Source organism: Paenibacillus marchantiae, assembly GCF_028771845.1.
Classification (GTDB): domain Bacteria; phylum Bacillota; class Bacilli; order Paenibacillales; family Paenibacillaceae; genus Paenibacillus; species Paenibacillus marchantiae.
Genome location: NZ_CP118270.1, coordinates 5,301,610 through 5,316,861, shown reverse-complemented (window position 1 = coordinate 5,316,861; position 15,252 = coordinate 5,301,610). Strand labels below are relative to the sequence as shown.

At 42.1% G+C, this 15,252-nt stretch carries 19 protein-coding genes; 10 read left to right on the top strand and 9 right to left on the bottom strand.

Annotated elements, in window-relative coordinates; all coding sequences use genetic code 11:
• Nucleotides 1-21 precede the first annotated feature (21 nt).
• A complete protein-coding gene (locus tag PTQ21_RS23815; RefSeq protein WP_063562775.1) occupies nucleotides 22-894 on the top strand; it encodes a YitT family protein in 873 nt (290 codons plus the stop codon).
• Nucleotides 895-1,044: 150 nt separating this feature from the next.
• Here PTQ21_RS23815 and PTQ21_RS23810 read toward each other — a convergent pair whose 3' ends face one another.
• Nucleotides 1,045-1,863 (bottom strand): MerR family transcriptional regulator, encoded by an 819-nt coding sequence (locus PTQ21_RS23810; protein WP_063562774.1) that lies wholly within the window; start codon nucleotides 1,861-1,863, stop codon nucleotides 1,045-1,047.
• Between the two features lie 22 nt (nucleotides 1,864-1,885).
• A complete protein-coding gene (locus PTQ21_RS23805; protein WP_205411986.1) occupies nucleotides 1,886-2,422 on the bottom strand; it encodes a GNAT family N-acetyltransferase in 537 nt (178 codons plus the stop codon).
• A 319-nt stretch (nucleotides 2,423-2,741) separates the two neighbouring features.
• Between PTQ21_RS23805 and PTQ21_RS23800 the strand changes: the two genes are divergently transcribed.
• On the top strand, nucleotides 2,742-3,638 hold the full coding sequence (locus tag PTQ21_RS23800) for a cation diffusion facilitator family transporter (protein WP_063562772.1): 897 nt from the start codon (nucleotides 2,742-2,744) through the stop codon (nucleotides 3,636-3,638).
• 96 nt (nucleotides 3,639-3,734) lie between these two features.
• Here the strand turns inward: PTQ21_RS23800 and PTQ21_RS23795 are convergent, their stop codons facing one another.
• On the bottom strand, nucleotides 3,735-4,598 hold the full coding sequence (locus PTQ21_RS23795; protein WP_274567393.1) for a helix-turn-helix domain-containing protein: 864 nt from the start codon (nucleotides 4,596-4,598) through the stop codon (nucleotides 3,735-3,737).
• A gap of 233 nt (nucleotides 4,599-4,831) precedes the next feature.
• Between PTQ21_RS23795 and PTQ21_RS23790 the strand changes: the two genes are divergently transcribed.
• From PTQ21_RS23790 to PTQ21_RS23775, 4 genes are all read left to right on the top strand, one after another.
• Entirely contained in the window at nucleotides 4,832-6,052 is a 1,221-nt protein-coding gene (locus PTQ21_RS23790) for an MFS transporter (RefSeq protein ID WP_274567392.1), read from the top strand.
• Between the two features lie 427 nt (nucleotides 6,053-6,479).
• Complete coding sequence (locus PTQ21_RS23785; RefSeq protein WP_079693880.1) at nucleotides 6,480-7,688, top strand: MFS transporter; 1,209 nt, start codon at nucleotides 6,480-6,482, stop codon at nucleotides 7,686-7,688.
• A 35-nt stretch (nucleotides 7,689-7,723) separates the two neighbouring features.
• Nucleotides 7,724-8,083 carry a GIY-YIG nuclease family protein gene (locus tag PTQ21_RS23780; RefSeq protein ID WP_064637265.1) on the top strand — a complete coding sequence of 120 codons (360 nt, stop codon included), beginning with the start codon at nucleotides 7,724-7,726 and terminating at the stop codon, nucleotides 8,081-8,083.
• 104 nt (nucleotides 8,084-8,187) lie between these two features.
• Nucleotides 8,188-8,667 carry a DUF6530 family protein gene (locus PTQ21_RS23775; RefSeq protein WP_063562767.1) on the top strand — a complete coding sequence of 160 codons (480 nt, stop codon included), beginning with the start codon at nucleotides 8,188-8,190 and terminating at the stop codon, nucleotides 8,665-8,667.
• 95 nt (nucleotides 8,668-8,762) lie between these two features.
• Here PTQ21_RS23775 and PTQ21_RS23770 read toward each other — a convergent pair whose 3' ends face one another.
• Nucleotides 8,763-9,176 carry a MerR family transcriptional regulator gene (locus PTQ21_RS23770; RefSeq protein ID WP_063562766.1) on the bottom strand — a complete coding sequence of 138 codons (414 nt, stop codon included), beginning with the start codon at nucleotides 9,174-9,176 and terminating at the stop codon, nucleotides 8,763-8,765.
• Nucleotides 9,177-9,358: 182 nt separating this feature from the next.
• Between PTQ21_RS23770 and PTQ21_RS23765 the strand changes: the two genes are divergently transcribed.
• The gene (locus PTQ21_RS23765; RefSeq protein WP_063562765.1) at nucleotides 9,359-10,399 is read left to right on the top strand and encodes an NAD(P)-dependent alcohol dehydrogenase; all 1,041 of its coding nucleotides are present in this window, start codon (nucleotides 9,359-9,361) and stop codon (nucleotides 10,397-10,399) included.
• A gap of 148 nt (nucleotides 10,400-10,547) precedes the next feature.
• Here PTQ21_RS23765 and PTQ21_RS23760 read toward each other — a convergent pair whose 3' ends face one another.
• On the bottom strand, nucleotides 10,548-10,970 hold the full coding sequence (locus PTQ21_RS23760) for a hypothetical protein (RefSeq protein WP_063562764.1): 423 nt from the start codon (nucleotides 10,968-10,970) through the stop codon (nucleotides 10,548-10,550).
• Nucleotides 10,971-11,189: 219 nt separating this feature from the next.
• Here PTQ21_RS23760 and PTQ21_RS23755 point away from each other — a divergent pair, with 219 nt between their 5' ends.
• Together PTQ21_RS23755 and PTQ21_RS23750 are read left to right on the top strand one after the other, a co-directional pair.
• Nucleotides 11,190-11,531 (top strand): class I SAM-dependent methyltransferase, encoded by a 342-nt coding sequence (locus tag PTQ21_RS23755; protein ID WP_338020292.1) that lies wholly within the window; start codon nucleotides 11,190-11,192, stop codon nucleotides 11,529-11,531.
• On the top strand, nucleotides 11,513-11,839 hold the full coding sequence (locus PTQ21_RS23750; RefSeq protein WP_274570596.1) for a hypothetical protein: 327 nt from the start codon (nucleotides 11,513-11,515) through the stop codon (nucleotides 11,837-11,839). The genes PTQ21_RS23755 and PTQ21_RS23750 overlap by 19 nt, the downstream gene beginning before the upstream one ends.
• 78 nt (nucleotides 11,840-11,917) lie before the next feature.
• Here PTQ21_RS23750 and PTQ21_RS23745 read toward each other — a convergent pair whose 3' ends face one another.
• From PTQ21_RS23745 to PTQ21_RS23730, 4 genes are read right to left on the bottom strand one after another with little or no spacing between them, the layout of a single operon-like run.
• Nucleotides 11,918-12,664 (bottom strand): SDR family oxidoreductase, encoded by a 747-nt coding sequence (locus PTQ21_RS23745; RefSeq protein ID WP_063562763.1) that lies wholly within the window; start codon nucleotides 12,662-12,664, stop codon nucleotides 11,918-11,920.
• A gap of 38 nt (nucleotides 12,665-12,702) precedes the next feature.
• Nucleotides 12,703-13,098 (bottom strand): cupin domain-containing protein, encoded by a 396-nt coding sequence (locus PTQ21_RS23740; protein ID WP_274567387.1) that lies wholly within the window; start codon nucleotides 13,096-13,098, stop codon nucleotides 12,703-12,705.
• A 21-nt stretch (nucleotides 13,099-13,119) separates the two neighbouring features.
• Entirely contained in the window at nucleotides 13,120-13,437 is a 318-nt protein-coding gene (locus PTQ21_RS23735; RefSeq protein WP_063562761.1) for a carboxymuconolactone decarboxylase family protein, read from the bottom strand.
• Between the two features lie 36 nt (nucleotides 13,438-13,473).
• Complete coding sequence (locus PTQ21_RS23730) at nucleotides 13,474-14,205, bottom strand: RibD family protein (RefSeq protein WP_274567385.1); 732 nt, start codon at nucleotides 14,203-14,205, stop codon at nucleotides 13,474-13,476.
• A gap of 404 nt (nucleotides 14,206-14,609) precedes the next feature.
• On the opposite strand from PTQ21_RS23730, the gene PTQ21_RS23725 reads away from it, so the two are divergent.
• Complete coding sequence (locus PTQ21_RS23725) at nucleotides 14,610-15,125, top strand: spermidine/spermine N(1)-acetyltransferase (RefSeq protein ID WP_274567383.1); 516 nt, start codon at nucleotides 14,610-14,612, stop codon at nucleotides 15,123-15,125.
• The last annotated feature ends 127 nt before the right edge of the window (nucleotides 15,126-15,252 follow it).

Genomic DNA, 15,252 nt, shown 5'->3' with positions numbered 1-15,252 from the left:
GTTCATCAAGGGGGAAAAGGAATGAATCAAAGGAACGTGCAAAAATCGAACAAACTGAAAATCATCTCCAAAGTTTTATTGATTATGATTGGGGCTTTTATCACCTCATATGGCCTGGAAGCTGTATTAATTCCAAATAATGTATCAGACGGTGGTGTGACAGGTCTTAGTATCGTTGGCTCACAACTGTTTGGTTTACCGTTAGGGATGCTGATTGGTATCATCAACATTCCATTTGTATGGTTAGGCTACAAACAAATAGGTAAGAGCTTTGCTATTTATTCCATTATCGGTATAGCCTCGCTAGCTGTGGGTACAAGCCTTATGCACCATGTACCCACGATTATTCAAGGGGATACATTGTTAATTACCGTTGTGGGCGGGATTATCATCGGTTTTGGTATGGGTTTGGCGTTGCGTAATGGTGGGGCATTGGATGGAATCGATATGTTGGCTGTCCTGCTTTCACGAAAATTACCTTTTGGAACCAGTGATCTAATCTTATTCTTGAACATGTTTGTCTTTATTGTCGTGTCAACTGTATTTGGTCTTCAAGGGGCGATCCTGTCCGCACTTGCTTATTACATCGCTTCCAAAGTGATACATATTGTTGAAGAAGGTTTGAGCGGCTCCAAAACCTTTAAAATTATCACCAATCAACCGGAGATCATGGTCGAAACCATTCGTGACCGGTTAGGTCGTGGAGCAACTTATACCGATGCTTACGGCGGGTATACCAATGAACAATTTAAAGAAATTACCTGTGTAATCAACCGTATGGAGGAAAGCAAAATCAAGGATATCATTCACGAAATTGATCCCAATGCTTTTATTGTAGTTTACGATGTAGCCGAAGTTAAGGGCGGAAATTTCAAAAAGAAAGATATTCACTAATCACTAAAATGAGTATGAGTTACTGTCGCATAGAAAAGCATATAACATACAAAAAGTCGCTAATATAGCGGCTTTTTTTTGTTTTAAGGTAGAAGTTATTGTGTCAAGTTCGATCCAATAACTTCAATAATTTCTACCCTTTGAAATTTATCATTCTTTGCAAATCCTCAACTGTATTTCAGTCAGAAATTGCTCGGTAATGATCGTATCACGATTATCAATTTCATAAATCTCAAAAGGATCACCCATTACACGGAGCCCTTTTTCGTTGGCATGTGCAACGACCTCAAGCATTTTTTTATAACTTTGACGGTAGTTACCCCGATAAAAAAGGGATAGATACTCACCAGCTGGCAGGTTGTAATCGTAATCGATCTTTCCGGCTTCGTCAGGATTAAAGATAAAGAAGACGGAGTTAAAAACATCCCTCACACCATGCTTTAGTTCCTCAAGGGACACGGATGCACCATATAATTGGTTTCCAAAGTCCGGAATGTGACTTTTATGTTTTTGATGCAGCTTCTTAATGGCATAATCCATCTCCTCATCCCTAGTTATGCGTGTATTGAGTTGCAGACACGGCCGGTCGGGATACGTTTTGATAGAGAAAACTCCTGTCTGAATTTTGCTTGCGTCAGTCAATACCTTGATTCTGCCCTGAATAATACGCTGCGTAGTTTTAAGCTTTGCAATTTGTTCCTTAATCAGTTCCTGTTCAGTCAATAACAATTCAAGCGTATTTTCGACACTTTGCTGATCCAAATAAGCTTTGATCTGTTGCATGGTAAAATCCAACTGGCGCAGGTCCCGGATGATATTCAGTTTATACATATCTTGAAGGCTATACAGACGATACCCGTTTCCGTCTCGCCGAGGCACCAGCAACCCTAATTTTTCGTAATAACGCAGCGCGTCAACACCTATTCCGTAAAGCTTCGAAATTTCATTGATTTTATAATCGTTTTTCATCGGTTTTCTTCCTCGTTTACACTTAATTATTAGATGCGTGCGCGTATGCTGAAGGCGCGCCATACACTTCCTTATACAGCATTTTTTTCACCATTTCAAATTGTGTTGGGTTCAACTTTGCTGGATAACTCATGATCTGTAATGAGAGGGTTTCCTGCCCGACAGCACGAAGAGGCGGCTGAACATAAGAATGATCTCCCAAGCAGAATCCCAGACGCTCGTAAAATCCGATCCTTCTCCGCTTCATCTCATCTTCTGGCAATTCAACTTCCAATATAACCGGCTTGGCGGTCTGCTTCATGTAACGTTCCATTAACCGCTTGCCTATGCCGCCTCCACGAATGTTCGGGGAAACAGCCAAATGCTCTATATATTTGAACGACTCGAACTCCCAGCCTGCGAGAAAGCCAGTCACTTCATTCTGTTCATTTTCCTCTGTAAGAAGGCGGTAGCATGAATGGGAAAGCAACTTCTTCTGTTCTGAATATTCCCGATATTCAGCTTCGGGAAACGACTGCTTCATAATTTCAAACACTTGGTCAAACCGTTTTTGTAACATCAACTTAATCCACTCCTGATTTGTAAAGCCATATTTGTTATAAACCAACAATAAACCCTGGTACGATACCAGAGTCAAGCAATATGGCGGAAAAGGTAGGGCAGACCGAAGTGAAGAGGAGAATTGTGAGTGGATAAGGGGGGCGATTCACAATATCTAAAAGTTTACTTATCGCAACTTTTTTTGGCCGAGGTCAAACTCTTTCGTTGTACAGACATTGTTTTACTTGGTTCAAAACGTTTCTCTAGACCCACACAACACCGTGATGATACCATCGTAAAGTGCTAGAAAACAGTTGGAATCAGGGGGATTACTTTTCGTGGAGCAAATAAAGTACGACAACTTAAAATTGGGTGAAAAGGGAGCAATCATCAGTATTATTGCTTATATTTGTTTGACTGCAATTAAAATGATGATCGGTTATATGTCTAATTCTGAGGCTTTGAAAGCCGATGGGTTAAACAATGCTACCGATATTATAGCTTCGATCGCGGTTCTTATCGGTCTGAGACTTGCTCAGCGTCCAGCTGATAAAGATCATACATACGGACACTGGAAAGCAGAGACCGTTGCCTCACTGGTTGCTTCTTTTATAATGATGGCAGTAGGGATTCAAGTGTTATACGAAGCTATTACATCCGTATTCCAGGGGAAAAGCGAATCTCCAGACATCATCGCAGCATGGACAGGCATTTTCTGTGCCGCTGTGATGTATCTGGTTTACAGATATAACAAAAGACTTGCTTTGAAGATCAAGAGCCAGGCGGTTATGGCAGCTGCAAAAGACAATATCTCGGATGCCTGGGTTAGTATAGGGACAGTAATAGGGATTATTGGTTCCCAATTCGGCCTGCCATGGCTCGACCCATTAACAGCTGTAGCAGTGGGCTTTCTAATATGTAAAACCGCTTGGGACATTTTTCGTGAAGCAACACACCATCTTACAGATGGATTTGATGAAGAGCTCATCAAGGAATACAGGAGTACAATTGCCAATGTAGATGGCGTTGAGGCGGTTAAAGACTTAAGAGCCCGGAATTACGGTAATAATGCCGTTGTCGATGTGGTAATTCTTGTACGATCGGATTTGGATCTTCAGAAAGCTCATGATATTTCAACAAATGTAGAAGACGAATTGTTAAGAGAACATGATGTGTACACTGTTCATGTTCACGTTGAACCAGACGAAGCCCCTAGCGAAGTGGGTCAAGTATAAAACATAAGCGGCATATAAAAGAACTTGCCGGTAAACATGGACATAGTCTCTTCTTGACGTATGACAGGACAGGTAGCCCTCGGGCTACCTGTTTTTTTAGTTGGAAGGGTCCCCAAACATGTCCTTTTGATATCTTTTGCGGAAACTTCTCGGAGATTCACCTACCGTTTTGGTAAATAAAATTGTAAAGTAGTTTGGGTTCTCGTACCCGACCAACTTGGAGATTTCCCATACTTTTTTCTTGGTCGAAACCAACAATCGGGTCGCTTCTCCCATTCTTCGCTGAATGAGGTAATGATAGGGGGAGGTACCGTAGCAATTTTTATACATATGGATCAAGTAGTAGAAGTCGATATGGAATTGGTCCGCCAAGTCCTTCAGCTTAATATTTTGACGATAGTTCGTATCCAAATAGTCTTTGATGCTTTCAGCGAGGGTATTATTCCGAATGATCTCACTTGCTGTGCGCTGATGGTGAGACATGCGATCGATAATGAGCAGAACGGCATTCAGCAGATGATGGGAAATAGAGTCATATCCTTCTTCCCGGATTGAAAATTCATTGAACATGGTCTGCATTAACGAACGGATCTCTTCCGAATAACGATTGGCACGAACAACTGGCTCGCTACCGGGAGGAATAATCCAATCGTTGTTGGCACGGGTACCCTCTTTGAAACGAAAGCCGCAATAAAAGGTGGATAAAGGGAATTCCGGGTCGGATTTTTCCTCGTGAAGTGTTCCTTTGTTATATACAAGAAGATCTCCCTTTTGGGCTGAGTGCTTTGTCCCATCAATCGTGAACGAACCCTGACCCTCATTAACGTAAATAATCTCATGCAAATCGTCATGTTTGTGGGTCGGAAAACTCCAATGCGGATTGTCTGCCAACTTCCCTACATAAATAATAATGCAATCTTGATCTTCATGTAGTCGGTGGGGCTCATGGCGTGTATTCATTAATGTCTTCCCTTCAAGATTCTGTGGTGAAATGACAACATACATAATGTTTTTGATGAAGATCACAACAACCTTGATTGTCGCCTAGCATGTCTAACAGTACAATTTCACTATTCAATAATATGTACTATATATCGAATTGAAGGGATGTGAAAGCAAAATTTGTTAACAATGGAATCTATTTAAGAAAATGAAACGCTTGCAACATTAGAGAGAATTGTGAGGGCTTATTTTTGACTAGAAAAAGAGAAAATTTACTTATTTTAACACTTACCTTAGTTAGCTTTGTGTTGGGAACAACCGAATACGTGATTGTAGGCGTATTGAAGGAAATCGAAACCTATATGAAAGTATCGCTGGCTGCCGCAGGTGCGCTCGTATCGGGCTTCGCCATTGCCTATGCGATCGGAACACCGTTTGCTGTTGCTTTCTTGGCCAAAATTCCTCGAAGAAACTCCATTTTAATTGGGTTTGCAGTCGTGCTTGCCTTAAACGTACTTACCATGTTCTCAACGACGTTCTATTCCTTGATGGTTATTCGGATCGCTTCAGCTGTTGCATGCGGACTTACGATATCGCTTTCGGTCTCGATTGCAAGCGACGCAGTTAACCGGGAACGGAGAGGGGAAGCGATCGCCTGGATACTGGGTGGCTTTTCCATTGCCAATGTGCTTGGCGTCCCGCTCGGAACCTTCATTGGACAGCATCTGAACTGGTCCATGACGTTTGTTGTTACAGCATGCATCGGGGTCGTGCCATTCATATTCATGTTCCGGATTCTTCCGCGACAAACTACGACCATTGCCGGTTCATTCAGTGATCAGATGGCGCTATTTATGAAGCCGCGTATATTGCTGGCCTGCTTGATTCCGGTTCTTGGAAACAGTTGTATTTTTGTGATCTTTACGTATATCACTCCGTTACTGGGACAGTCCATGGGTATACCTACACGTTGGATTAGCGCTGTACTCCTCATATACGGTGCCTGCAGCATACTAAGCAATTGGATTGGTGCCAAAATAGCCAAAGGAGATTTCTTGCCCAAGCTCAAGTGGCTTTTCGTCATTCAAGCTGCAATCTTTTTGGGACTCAGCTTCACTGTGTCTCATCTGTGGCTGGGCTTGGCGTTCCTGTTCCTGATCGGTTGCCTGTCATCATCCATGAGCGCAGCGTCCCAGCTCTATCTGTTCGACGTCTCCGGAGCGATCGCGCCGAATTCCAGACCGTTCGCGTCCACGCTGCTGCCCGTGGCGGCAAATGTGGGGATAGCGATCGGTTCCGGAGTTGGCGGACTTGCTGTCAGTTTAGGCGGTGTGAAGTGGGTACCACCAGTAGCTGTGATCCTAGCTCTGATGGCTTTTGGGATCACAGCGATCTGCCAGCGATCCATTCAATTGAAACCGGAAGCAGCCACCGCTCCTATAGTAGACTACTCGATTCCAAGTACTAATTAGTAAATCCTGAAGGCTGCTTCTTCGCTCCATAAGTGTGAATTTTCATTGAGGTAGCAAATTGAAACGACATAATCATACATGTTCGAGCACGGAAAGCCGCTAATTTTAGCGGCTTTTTTGTTTTTTTGGATACATTTCTTGCCCAAAAATTACAGTAGAAATGAGATGAACAGCACCTTTTTCCCATCCATCATTTTATTGTTCAAAAAACAGAAGTGAAAAGGAAGCATTCAAAAAACGATTGACGAAGGAAGATATTCTGTATAGAATGAAACCGTGATTTAGTAAATTAGTAATTTAGTAAATTACTAAATAAAAAGTTGATGGAGAGGAGGGGGAAAATGAAAGAAGCCGTTGCTTTATGATGGAATGAATAGGGAACGGCTGCGCGCGTTAGCAAAAATCTTAAAGGATATGGGGTATTAAAATGTTTGCCAATCCATATGTTCGAACAATTATCCTTTCCCGAGTTCTATTGCAGCTCGGAATCTGGATCCGGAATTATGCCGTTCTTCTTTATGTTTCAGAATTGACGCATAATAATCCCGTTGATATTTCACTGATTTCGGTAGCGGAATTCTCACCGATCTTTATATTTGGCCTGATTGGCGGTACCTTTGCCGACCGATGGCGGCCGAAAAAAACAATGGTATGGAGCGATTTATTCTCAGGTTTGTCCGTTGGTGTTGTATTGCTTGCGGTCATGAATGGTGGCTGGATTGCACTTCTGATTGGATCATTCGTTTCTGCCAGCTTGTCACAGTTTTCTCAGCCTTCGGCGATGAAACTGTACAAACGGCATGTACCAGCCGAACAATTGCAGGGTGTCATGGCCATGTCGCAAACGCTTGTTGCTGTTTTTATGGTTTTGGGGCCGGTCATCGGCACGTTTATTTTCATTAAGTTTGGCATTAACGTATCCCTCATCCTGACAGCAGTTATGTTTCTGGGCTCTTCGCTCGTATTATTATCGCTTCCCCGAGATGTAGAGGAGGAGAAATCAGGTAATAGTGGCGGCTTCCTTAAAGAGCTCACGGATGGCCTGCGTTATATCGGGGCGAATAAATCCTTAAGAACACTTGGATTAACCTTCTCGGCAGTTGGTTTGGCATCAGGACTAACTCAACCGCTTCAGCTCTTTCTTGTCATTGAAAATTTGGGTCAGGACAAAGAGTTCTTACAATGGCTGGTGATGGCGAATGGGGCGGCCATGTTGGTCGGAGGTGCTGTGATCATGGCGATCGCTAAAAAAGTAAAGCCACAGTTATTGCTTTTAGTCGGCTTACTTGTCAGTGCGATCTGTACGGTTGGAATGGGCGCATCAACACAAATTTGGTTAACCATTATTCTGCTCGTCATCAGCGGTTTGTTCTTCCCGTGTATTCAGGGGGGAATTCAGACGCTTCTTGTGCGGAATACGGAAGGGGCATTTATTGGCCGGGTATCTGGAGCGATCATGCCGATTTTTATGGGAATGATGGTGATTGGCATGCTTACTTCCGGATATCTCAAGGATACGTTTTCCCTGCTAAGTGTATTTATAGCGAGTGGTGTTTTTGTGATTATTGGTGCGCTACTATTGCTGCCTATAGTCATTGAAAGGAGAAGTAAAGCTGAAGAAACTCCATCATCATGACGGAAAGGGAATCGAAACGATAAGGAGAGAGACACATGGATATGAACAAGCGCAGGGAGCTGCTGGAGGAATATAAGCAGATCAAGACGTATATGGGTGTAGCCCAAATTAAAAACAAAGTAAACGGTAAAATCTATATCGACAGCTATCCCAACTTGAAAAACAAATGGTTTACGCTGCAGATGCAACTGGATCAAGGAAGATTTGCAAATGCCGAGTTACAAAAAGAGTGGAGAGAGTTCGGAGAAGACGCATTCACTTATGAGGTACTGGAACAGAAGGACATCGACAAGGTGACGGATATACGTTGGGAACAAAAACAAATCCTGAAGCCGTGGCTTCAGAAGTTACAACCTTACGGAGACAAGGGCTATAATAGACCTCCACAGAATTAAAATAATGTAACAGGAAACGAATTTGACTAACAGTGAAAATCAAGATAAGATGAAACCGTCGTTTAGTAAATTAGTAAAAAGGTAAACGGAATGAGGGAATGTAATTGAAAATACCTACAACGTTAAAACATAAACCTGTTATCGTCTCGGATAATTATGAAAAGGTTGATGGCCGAATGGCCGGAAACACGGACGCAAAAGGTCTTTCCCTGGGATTGGCCCAGTGGAACGATAGAGGAAAGGTTGATATTTCAGCGAAAGTATGGAGATACACTGGAGAAAAGTGGTCCAGACAATCTGAGGAACTGCCTCTCCATCGCGTGCTGGATTTGTCCATTCTGATCTGTCGGTCTTTGGAACATTTTCGCGAGGCCTATAGATATGAGAATTTATATGACCCAGAGCAGCCTGTCATCGATCGTGTTGGCCTGCAAGGGGATGCAATGTCCGTGGAGATCTGTACGGACAATGAGAGAATAAATGAAGATATTAAGCTGTTCAGCCAAGCTCTGAGTGATGACGATGAAATGATTGGCGAGCGTTTGCGCACATTATCCAAAATATTAAAGGATATGGGTTATTAACAAGAAAACGTCATTGCTGAAGTGGATTGAGCAAAAAGAGCCTAAACGTCTATAGACGTTTAGGCTCTTTTTTTTGTGAGTTAAATATAACGTAATTAGTTAGCAATGAAATTTCCCATTCTCTTGCTTTGATGAATCTCTTCCGTTCCAGCATCGAGAGCAGTCCTGTAATATGCACGTTTATGTTCAATAACTTCCATGGTCTTTCTAAGTTCTTCCATTTGCGCTTCTACACTGGCCTTGCGTTCGGTGAACATGTCATATCGCTCCTGCAAGGTGGAGTCCCCCTCGGAACACCATGCAATAAAATCTTTGATATCCTTGATCGGCATCCCGGTAGCTTTCAGACATTGAATGATCTTTAAAAAATCGATGTCTGATTCTTTGAAGTTTCGTGCTCCGCCAGGGGTACGCTCTACAAAGGGCATGAGTCCTTCCTTGTCATAGTAGCGCAATGTATATACGGTTAGATTCAATTCTTTAGCAACCTCGCTAATTGAATACGTCATTTATTTTCCCCTTTTCGTACTAATATAGACTTCGAGCTAACTCTAGGATTATCTTTTGGGATTCTACCACGCAGGCTGCAGGATGTCAAAATTTCAAAAGACATTTGACCTAGAGTTAACTAGAGGGATTAAGATAGTTTTGCAAGAGAAAAGGAAGAATGACAATCTTAGGAGGTTTTATGATGATAACTGCTAAAGCACGAGCTGTTGACGGTCCGCACCAATCATTCCGGGCGGCTGAGATTAAACGACGCGATTTGGATTTGCACGATGTCCTGATCGAGATTAAATATGCCGGCATTTGCCATTCTGACATCCATACTGCTCACGGCGAATGGGGCCCCGTAAACTATCCGCTCGTACCTGGACATGAGATCGCAGGAATTGTTACAGATGTGGGAGCCGAAGTTTCAAAGTACAAAGTTGGTGACCGAGTAGGAGTTGGATGCATGGTTGACTCCTGTGGCGAATGTGAGAACTGCCGCCAAGGAGAAGAGCAGTATTGTCTCAAAGGAAATGTTCCCACCTACGCGGGTGTTGATAAGTACGGCGAACCTACACAAGGTGGATACTCCACTCACATCGTCGTAACTGAGGAGTTCATCGTTCGTATTCCGGATAACATCGAGCTGGATGTCGCTGCACCTCTTCTATGTGCAGGTATTACAACATACTCGCCGCTGAATCATTGGGGAGCGGGACCAGGTAAAAAAGTAGCGGTTGTAGGTCTGGGCGGTCTGGGTCATATGGCTGTCAAAATTGCACATGCCATGGGGGCAGAAGTAACTGTTCTGTCACAATCATTGAAGAAAAAAGAGGATGGTTTGCAATTCGGGGCAGATCATTACTATGCCACAAGTGAACCAGATACGTTCAAAAAACTCGCCGGGTCTTTTGATCTGATTATTAACACGGTAAGTGCAAATATCGACATCAATGCATACTTCTCACTGCTCACTCTGGATGGCACGTTGGTTAATGTGGGTGCTCCTGGGGAGCCGTTGGCAGTAAATGTGATGTCCCTCATTGGTCACCGTCGTTCATTTGCTGGTTCAATGATCGGTGGCATCCGTGAGACTCAGGAAATGCTTGATTTCTGTGCAGAACATAGTATTGTTCCTATGATCGAAGTCATTTCAGCTGACCAAATTGACGAAGCATACAAACGTGTATTAGCTTCTGATGTGAAGTACAGATTCGTAATTGACACTAGCACAATTTAAATTGTTTTAAAGTTGTGGGTAAAGACATTTACCATTTGATCTATACCTAGAAATTAGAAAATCCAATCGCTCATAACATTGCGATTGGATTTTCTTCTTTTATGATGAAGGAGACTGAGTGAAAGGATTAGAAAGAGGAGCTGTCGTATTAGTCTGAAACGACGAATCCATCAAAGTTCTCAGGACCTACACGGATCGTACCCAGCAAGTTGGAGCTTACGAATGCAGTGTATGTCAATTGAGGGGTAATTGGCGGATTGAAATCATCCGCAGAGAACGTAATGATTTGAGGAGCCAAAAGACTCAAATCAAATGTTGAAGTTGCTGAGTAAATTACAGGGTCAGTCGACAAGGTACCTCTTACAATGGTGATCGTTATTCCGACAAGAGCTAATGGTAATTGTACAGAAACCGTTCCTTTAAATTGAACTCTAGGGTTAGTACCTGCACCTGCTGTTTGAAGACCAATTTGTCCAAACAATTGCGGCGCGTTGATTACCAGAATCGGAATAGCAATCGAGTTAGCCAAACTTGCGTTTTGCGATGTTCTTGCATCAAGAAAAGTTGTCATTGAATCTACCTCCTAATGAGTGGGATAGGATAATATATTCAAAGGTTACTAGTATGCTTGGACTTCTGAATATAATCAAAAAAAAGGCATCTTAACTAACGGGCAGAATCGTTCCAAGTATGGTAATGTAATGAGCATGAAATATGACCATTTGAGGGGGATTGGAATCAATCCATTTTACAGCAAGCGCAAATTCTCGACCAAGTCATCCAATCCAAGTTGACTCATTCTACTACCCAGACCCTTTCACTTTTGGATTGTTCATGTGGTATAGGTACACAAGCAATCGGACTGGCGAAATACGGGTATAACGTAAGTGCGACTGACGTAAGTCCTGATTCCGTAAAAAGAGCTGAGAAAGAAGCCGCATCTCGCGGAGTTAACATAAACTTTGGGGTAGCCGACTTTCGCTCGTTGGATACAGATCTAACGGGAGTTTTTGATATCGTTCTATCCGCAGACAATGCTATTCCACATCACTTACAGACGGAGATTTACATAAGGCCTTTCAAAATATATATACAAAGCTTAATCGGAATGGCTTGTTCATTGCTACTATAAGAGACTATGATGCATTGGTAAAAGAGAGACCATCAACCACGCAGCCGCGTGTTTTAGATAAGGGGAAGAGGGTTGTTTTTCAGGTATGGGACTGGGCCGAAGATGGGAAAACGTATACGACAAACCAATTTATTGTGCAAGAAATGAATGGTGAATGGAAAACAAAACATAATAGCACACCGTACAGAGCATTGTTGCGAGAAGAGATGAACAACGTATTAAGGGCGACTGGTTTTATGGATGTAGAGTGGCATTTCCCTGCGGACACAGGTTATTACCAGCCTATGGTGACAGCTCGAAAATTGTAAGTGTATACTATAAAAAAGGAACGAAGCAGCCTCGATAAGAAGCTTGCATTCGTTCCTTTTTTGAGTAAATCAATACCATTAACCGACTTGAACCGTTGGGCGAATGATCATTTCGTTAATTGCGACATCCGATGGTTGCTCAATTGCAAATGCGATTGCACGTGCGATGTTATCGGCATCAATAGCGGATTTGTAGAACTCATCTAAACCTGCTTTGGACTCAGGATCACTTGTCGTTTCCACTAACTCGCTGGTGACAGCGCCTGGAGAAATATTGGTGACTCTGATATTGGTGCCGCTCATGGCTTCTTCCTGACGCAACCCTTCGGAGATTGCTGTAACGGCATGCTTTGTTCCACAGTATACAGTTCCACCCGGATATATGTTATGTCCAGCAACAGAGGAAAGGTTCAAAATATGACCTGATTTCTGTTCTCTCATGGACGGAAGAACCGCTGCAATAGCATAGAGGACACCTTTAATGTTTACATCGATCATGTTGTCCCATTCATCAATTTTTTTCTTGAAAAGAAAGGCTTGAGGCATGATTCCTGCATTGTTGATTAGAACATCGATTTTACCAAATTCGCTTAGTGCATACTTAGCCAAGTCTTCCATTTGAGTTTGCGAAGTCACATCTGTTGGTTTGATAATAGCGTGACCGCCATTGTTCTGAATTTCTTTTTGTAATTGTACTAAACGCTCTTCCCGACGAGCTGCTAATACCAGTTTGGCACCTTTTGAAGCAAGAACTTTCGCGGTAGCTTCTCCAATTCCACTGGATGCTCCCGTAAGAATTATAACTTTACCCTCAATATTAGACATATTCAGTTCATTCCTTTCATTTGGATCAGATTCTTTCCTTAGAGCGCGTTGTACCACTCATCATTCACAGGTTCTAACCATTCGGTTTGTCCAGGTGTCATAGCCAAATGCACAAACCAACTATCGGCTGTTGCCCCATGCCAGTGCTTCGCGTTAGGAGGAATATTTACAACATCTCCGGTTTTAAGCAATCGTGCGGGTTTACCTTCTTCCTGGTACCAGCCTTCACCACCTGTAACAAGTAACACTTGACCTACAGCATGCGAATGCCAATTATTGCGTGCTCCTGGCGCGAAAGTGACATTTCCAATGCTAGTGTTAAGTGGAGTTTCATCTGTAAAGACCATCTCCAGATACGCATCTCCAATAAAATTGGCTTCTACTTTCTTTCCGAGTGGGAAGATGGTGCTGTTACTCAAATGTTCGTTTGTCATAATGGTTCCCTACTTTCTTTTTTATTTATAAATATCTTTTGCAATATTGAACGCAGACCATGCCTTCGGCCAGCCCACATAGAAGGAAAGATGAGTAATCATTTCAGACACTTCATTACGAGTTACTCCATTTTCCTTTGCTTTGTGAAGGTGTGGGGTTAATTGTTCGAAATTTCCACCGGCAATAAGTGCAGAGACGGTAATCATACTGCGATCACGACTAGATAATTCTTCTACTCTTGACCATACCTGGCCAAACAGAATATCATCATTCAACTCTGCAAATTTCGGGGCAAACTCACCTAATATATCTCTTCCAGCAGTTTGTTTTTTTTCCATAGCTATGTGATCCTCCATTCGTAATTCGGTTGAGAGTTATTTAGAATTTCCTTCTACTCGATAAGTCATCCACAATCCGTTATGTTCCATTTGTTCGACTCTTATCAATTCAAAATGAACGGGGAAGGTTTCTTTGGAACTTGAACCCTTCTCAAAGATGGTCAAAGCCGGAGAGCTTGCCTCTGCAAAAGGAACGAATACGAGACTTAACTCATCGATCAAACCTTCATTCAGGAAAGAACCATTTAAGACACCGCCGCCTTCAAGCAATAATCGATCGATGGAGAACAATGCTTTCAGTTTTTTTACAACCGTCACAACATTAAGCTCTTTCGTTCCACCAAAGATATAAGAGATGCCCAATTCCTGTAGATATGCGAGATAAGCATCGGGCACTTGTTCAGTCAGCACCTCAATAATGTGATCCTTTGTTCTGTTGCCATTCTCGTCGGATATATAGTTATGGGTCCAAGCCAATTTGCCGTGTGGATCTACGGCGATGGCATAAGTTCCAATGTCTTGTTGCGCAACATAATCCGTTCGAGGAATCGGGGACTGCTTCTCTTGATTGGGTGGAGGAATATATTCATGTGCAAAATGTTCTTGCATCGTGACTCGTCCGCACATCCAAGCATTACACTCGTAGCGGTCATGGATACGTTCATACTCTTTAATGAAGTAGGTTGACCGATCATCTTCCAGAAAATCGCCGATAATTTTGCCATCTATTGAACTAAGCATATGACAAATCGTATAGGGTCTGTCCATCGTAGCATCTCCTTTCGACATGAATGGATTGCAGGGGGAAAAGTGAATATTATTCATTACTGTAGTATTACTTTGACGTGTGATTAAAATTTACATTAATACAATAATGAACATCTATCTATTATTATATAAGAGAGAATCGTATAATCAATTGTTAGATTCATTAAATTTGTTCATTAATAAACATAGAGGTGTGGATTGTAAATAAACGTCAAGATAGTATGAACAAAAAAACGCTTTTGGGAGTTGCCTTGTATTTCAACCTGTTTCGTCTCACTTAATTTATGTTGCAAACTCTACAAAATTAGAGTAGATTAAGAACATAATGAATGTTGTATTTGCAACAAAAAAACTGAAGTGTTTTCAAATAAGTAATTGATTCATAGAAGGAGAGATACATCAGAATGACAGTGGAAATTAGAGCATGCAGTCCCGAGGATTTACTAAAACTACAAGAAATAAGTATAGAAACATTCAACGATACATTCAAAGATCAGAATTCCCCTGACAATATGAGAGCTTATCTGGAAAGAGCATTTAACGCTAAACAGTTGGAAGATGAACTGTCCAATAGCTGCTCAGACATCTTTTTCGTCTACTACAATGAGGAACTTGCCGGATATCTAAAGGTGAATCGTGATGGCGCCCAATCCGAACAAATGAGTGATGCTTCACTAGAAATTGAGAGAATTTATATCAGGAAAAAATTCCAAAAGCATGGACTGGGTAAATATCTGCTAAATAAAGCGATGGAGACCGCATTGGAGCACAAAAAGAAGGAAGTCTGGCTTGGCGTATGGGAAAAGAATGACAATGCCATTGCTTTTTACAAGAAGATGGGGTTTGTCCAGACTGGCTCTCACTCTTTTTACATGGGGGACGAGGAACAAATCGATTTTATCATGGTCAAGACACTCTAGTAATCGTACCGATCCTAAAAAATGTACAGATTGTTTAAACGTTGCTTATTATTAGATATGGTCAATGCATGTGAATGGTCGTATATTAATACTATGTGGGCCATGTGCATGAACACAGATCCACTAT

What these genes read in the sequence shown, in the direction of transcription:
- PTQ21_RS23815 (WP_063562775.1), top strand. Translation starts at nt 22, where the DNA reads ATGAATCAAAGGAACGTGCAAAAATCGAACAAACTGAAAATCATCTCC.
- PTQ21_RS23810 (WP_063562774.1), bottom strand. Translation starts at nt 1,863, where the DNA reads ATGAAAAACGATTATAAAATCAATGAAATTTCGAAGCTTTACGGAATA.
- PTQ21_RS23805 (WP_205411986.1), bottom strand. Translation starts at nt 2,422, where the DNA reads ATGTTACAAAAACGGTTTGACCAAGTGTTTGAAATTATGAAGCAGTCG.
- PTQ21_RS23795 (WP_274567393.1), bottom strand. Translation starts at nt 4,598, where the DNA reads ATGAATACACGCCATGAGCCCCACCGACTACATGAAGATCAAGATTGC.
- PTQ21_RS23785 (WP_079693880.1), top strand. Translation starts at nt 6,480, where the DNA reads ATGTTTGCCAATCCATATGTTCGAACAATTATCCTTTCCCGAGTTCTA.
- PTQ21_RS23780 (WP_064637265.1), top strand. Translation starts at nt 7,724, where the DNA reads ATGGATATGAACAAGCGCAGGGAGCTGCTGGAGGAATATAAGCAGATC.
- PTQ21_RS23770 (WP_063562766.1), bottom strand. Translation starts at nt 9,176, where the DNA reads ATGACGTATTCAATTAGCGAGGTTGCTAAAGAATTGAATCTAACCGTA.
- PTQ21_RS23765 (WP_063562765.1), top strand. Translation starts at nt 9,359, where the DNA reads ATGATAACTGCTAAAGCACGAGCTGTTGACGGTCCGCACCAATCATTC.
- PTQ21_RS23760 (WP_063562764.1), bottom strand. Translation starts at nt 10,970, where the DNA reads ATGACAACTTTTCTTGATGCAAGAACATCGCAAAACGCAAGTTTGGCT.
- PTQ21_RS23745 (WP_063562763.1), bottom strand. Translation starts at nt 12,664, where the DNA reads ATGTCTAATATTGAGGGTAAAGTTATAATTCTTACGGGAGCATCCAGT.
- PTQ21_RS23740 (WP_274567387.1), bottom strand. Translation starts at nt 13,098, where the DNA reads ATGACAAACGAACATTTGAGTAACAGCACCATCTTCCCACTCGGAAAG.
- PTQ21_RS23735 (WP_063562761.1), bottom strand. Translation starts at nt 13,437, where the DNA reads ATGGAAAAAAAACAAACTGCTGGAAGAGATATATTAGGTGAGTTTGCC.
- PTQ21_RS23730 (WP_274567385.1), bottom strand. Translation starts at nt 14,205, where the DNA reads ATGGACAGACCCTATACGATTTGTCATATGCTTAGTTCAATAGATGGC.
- PTQ21_RS23725 (WP_274567383.1), top strand. Translation starts at nt 14,610, where the DNA reads ATGACAGTGGAAATTAGAGCATGCAGTCCCGAGGATTTACTAAAACTA.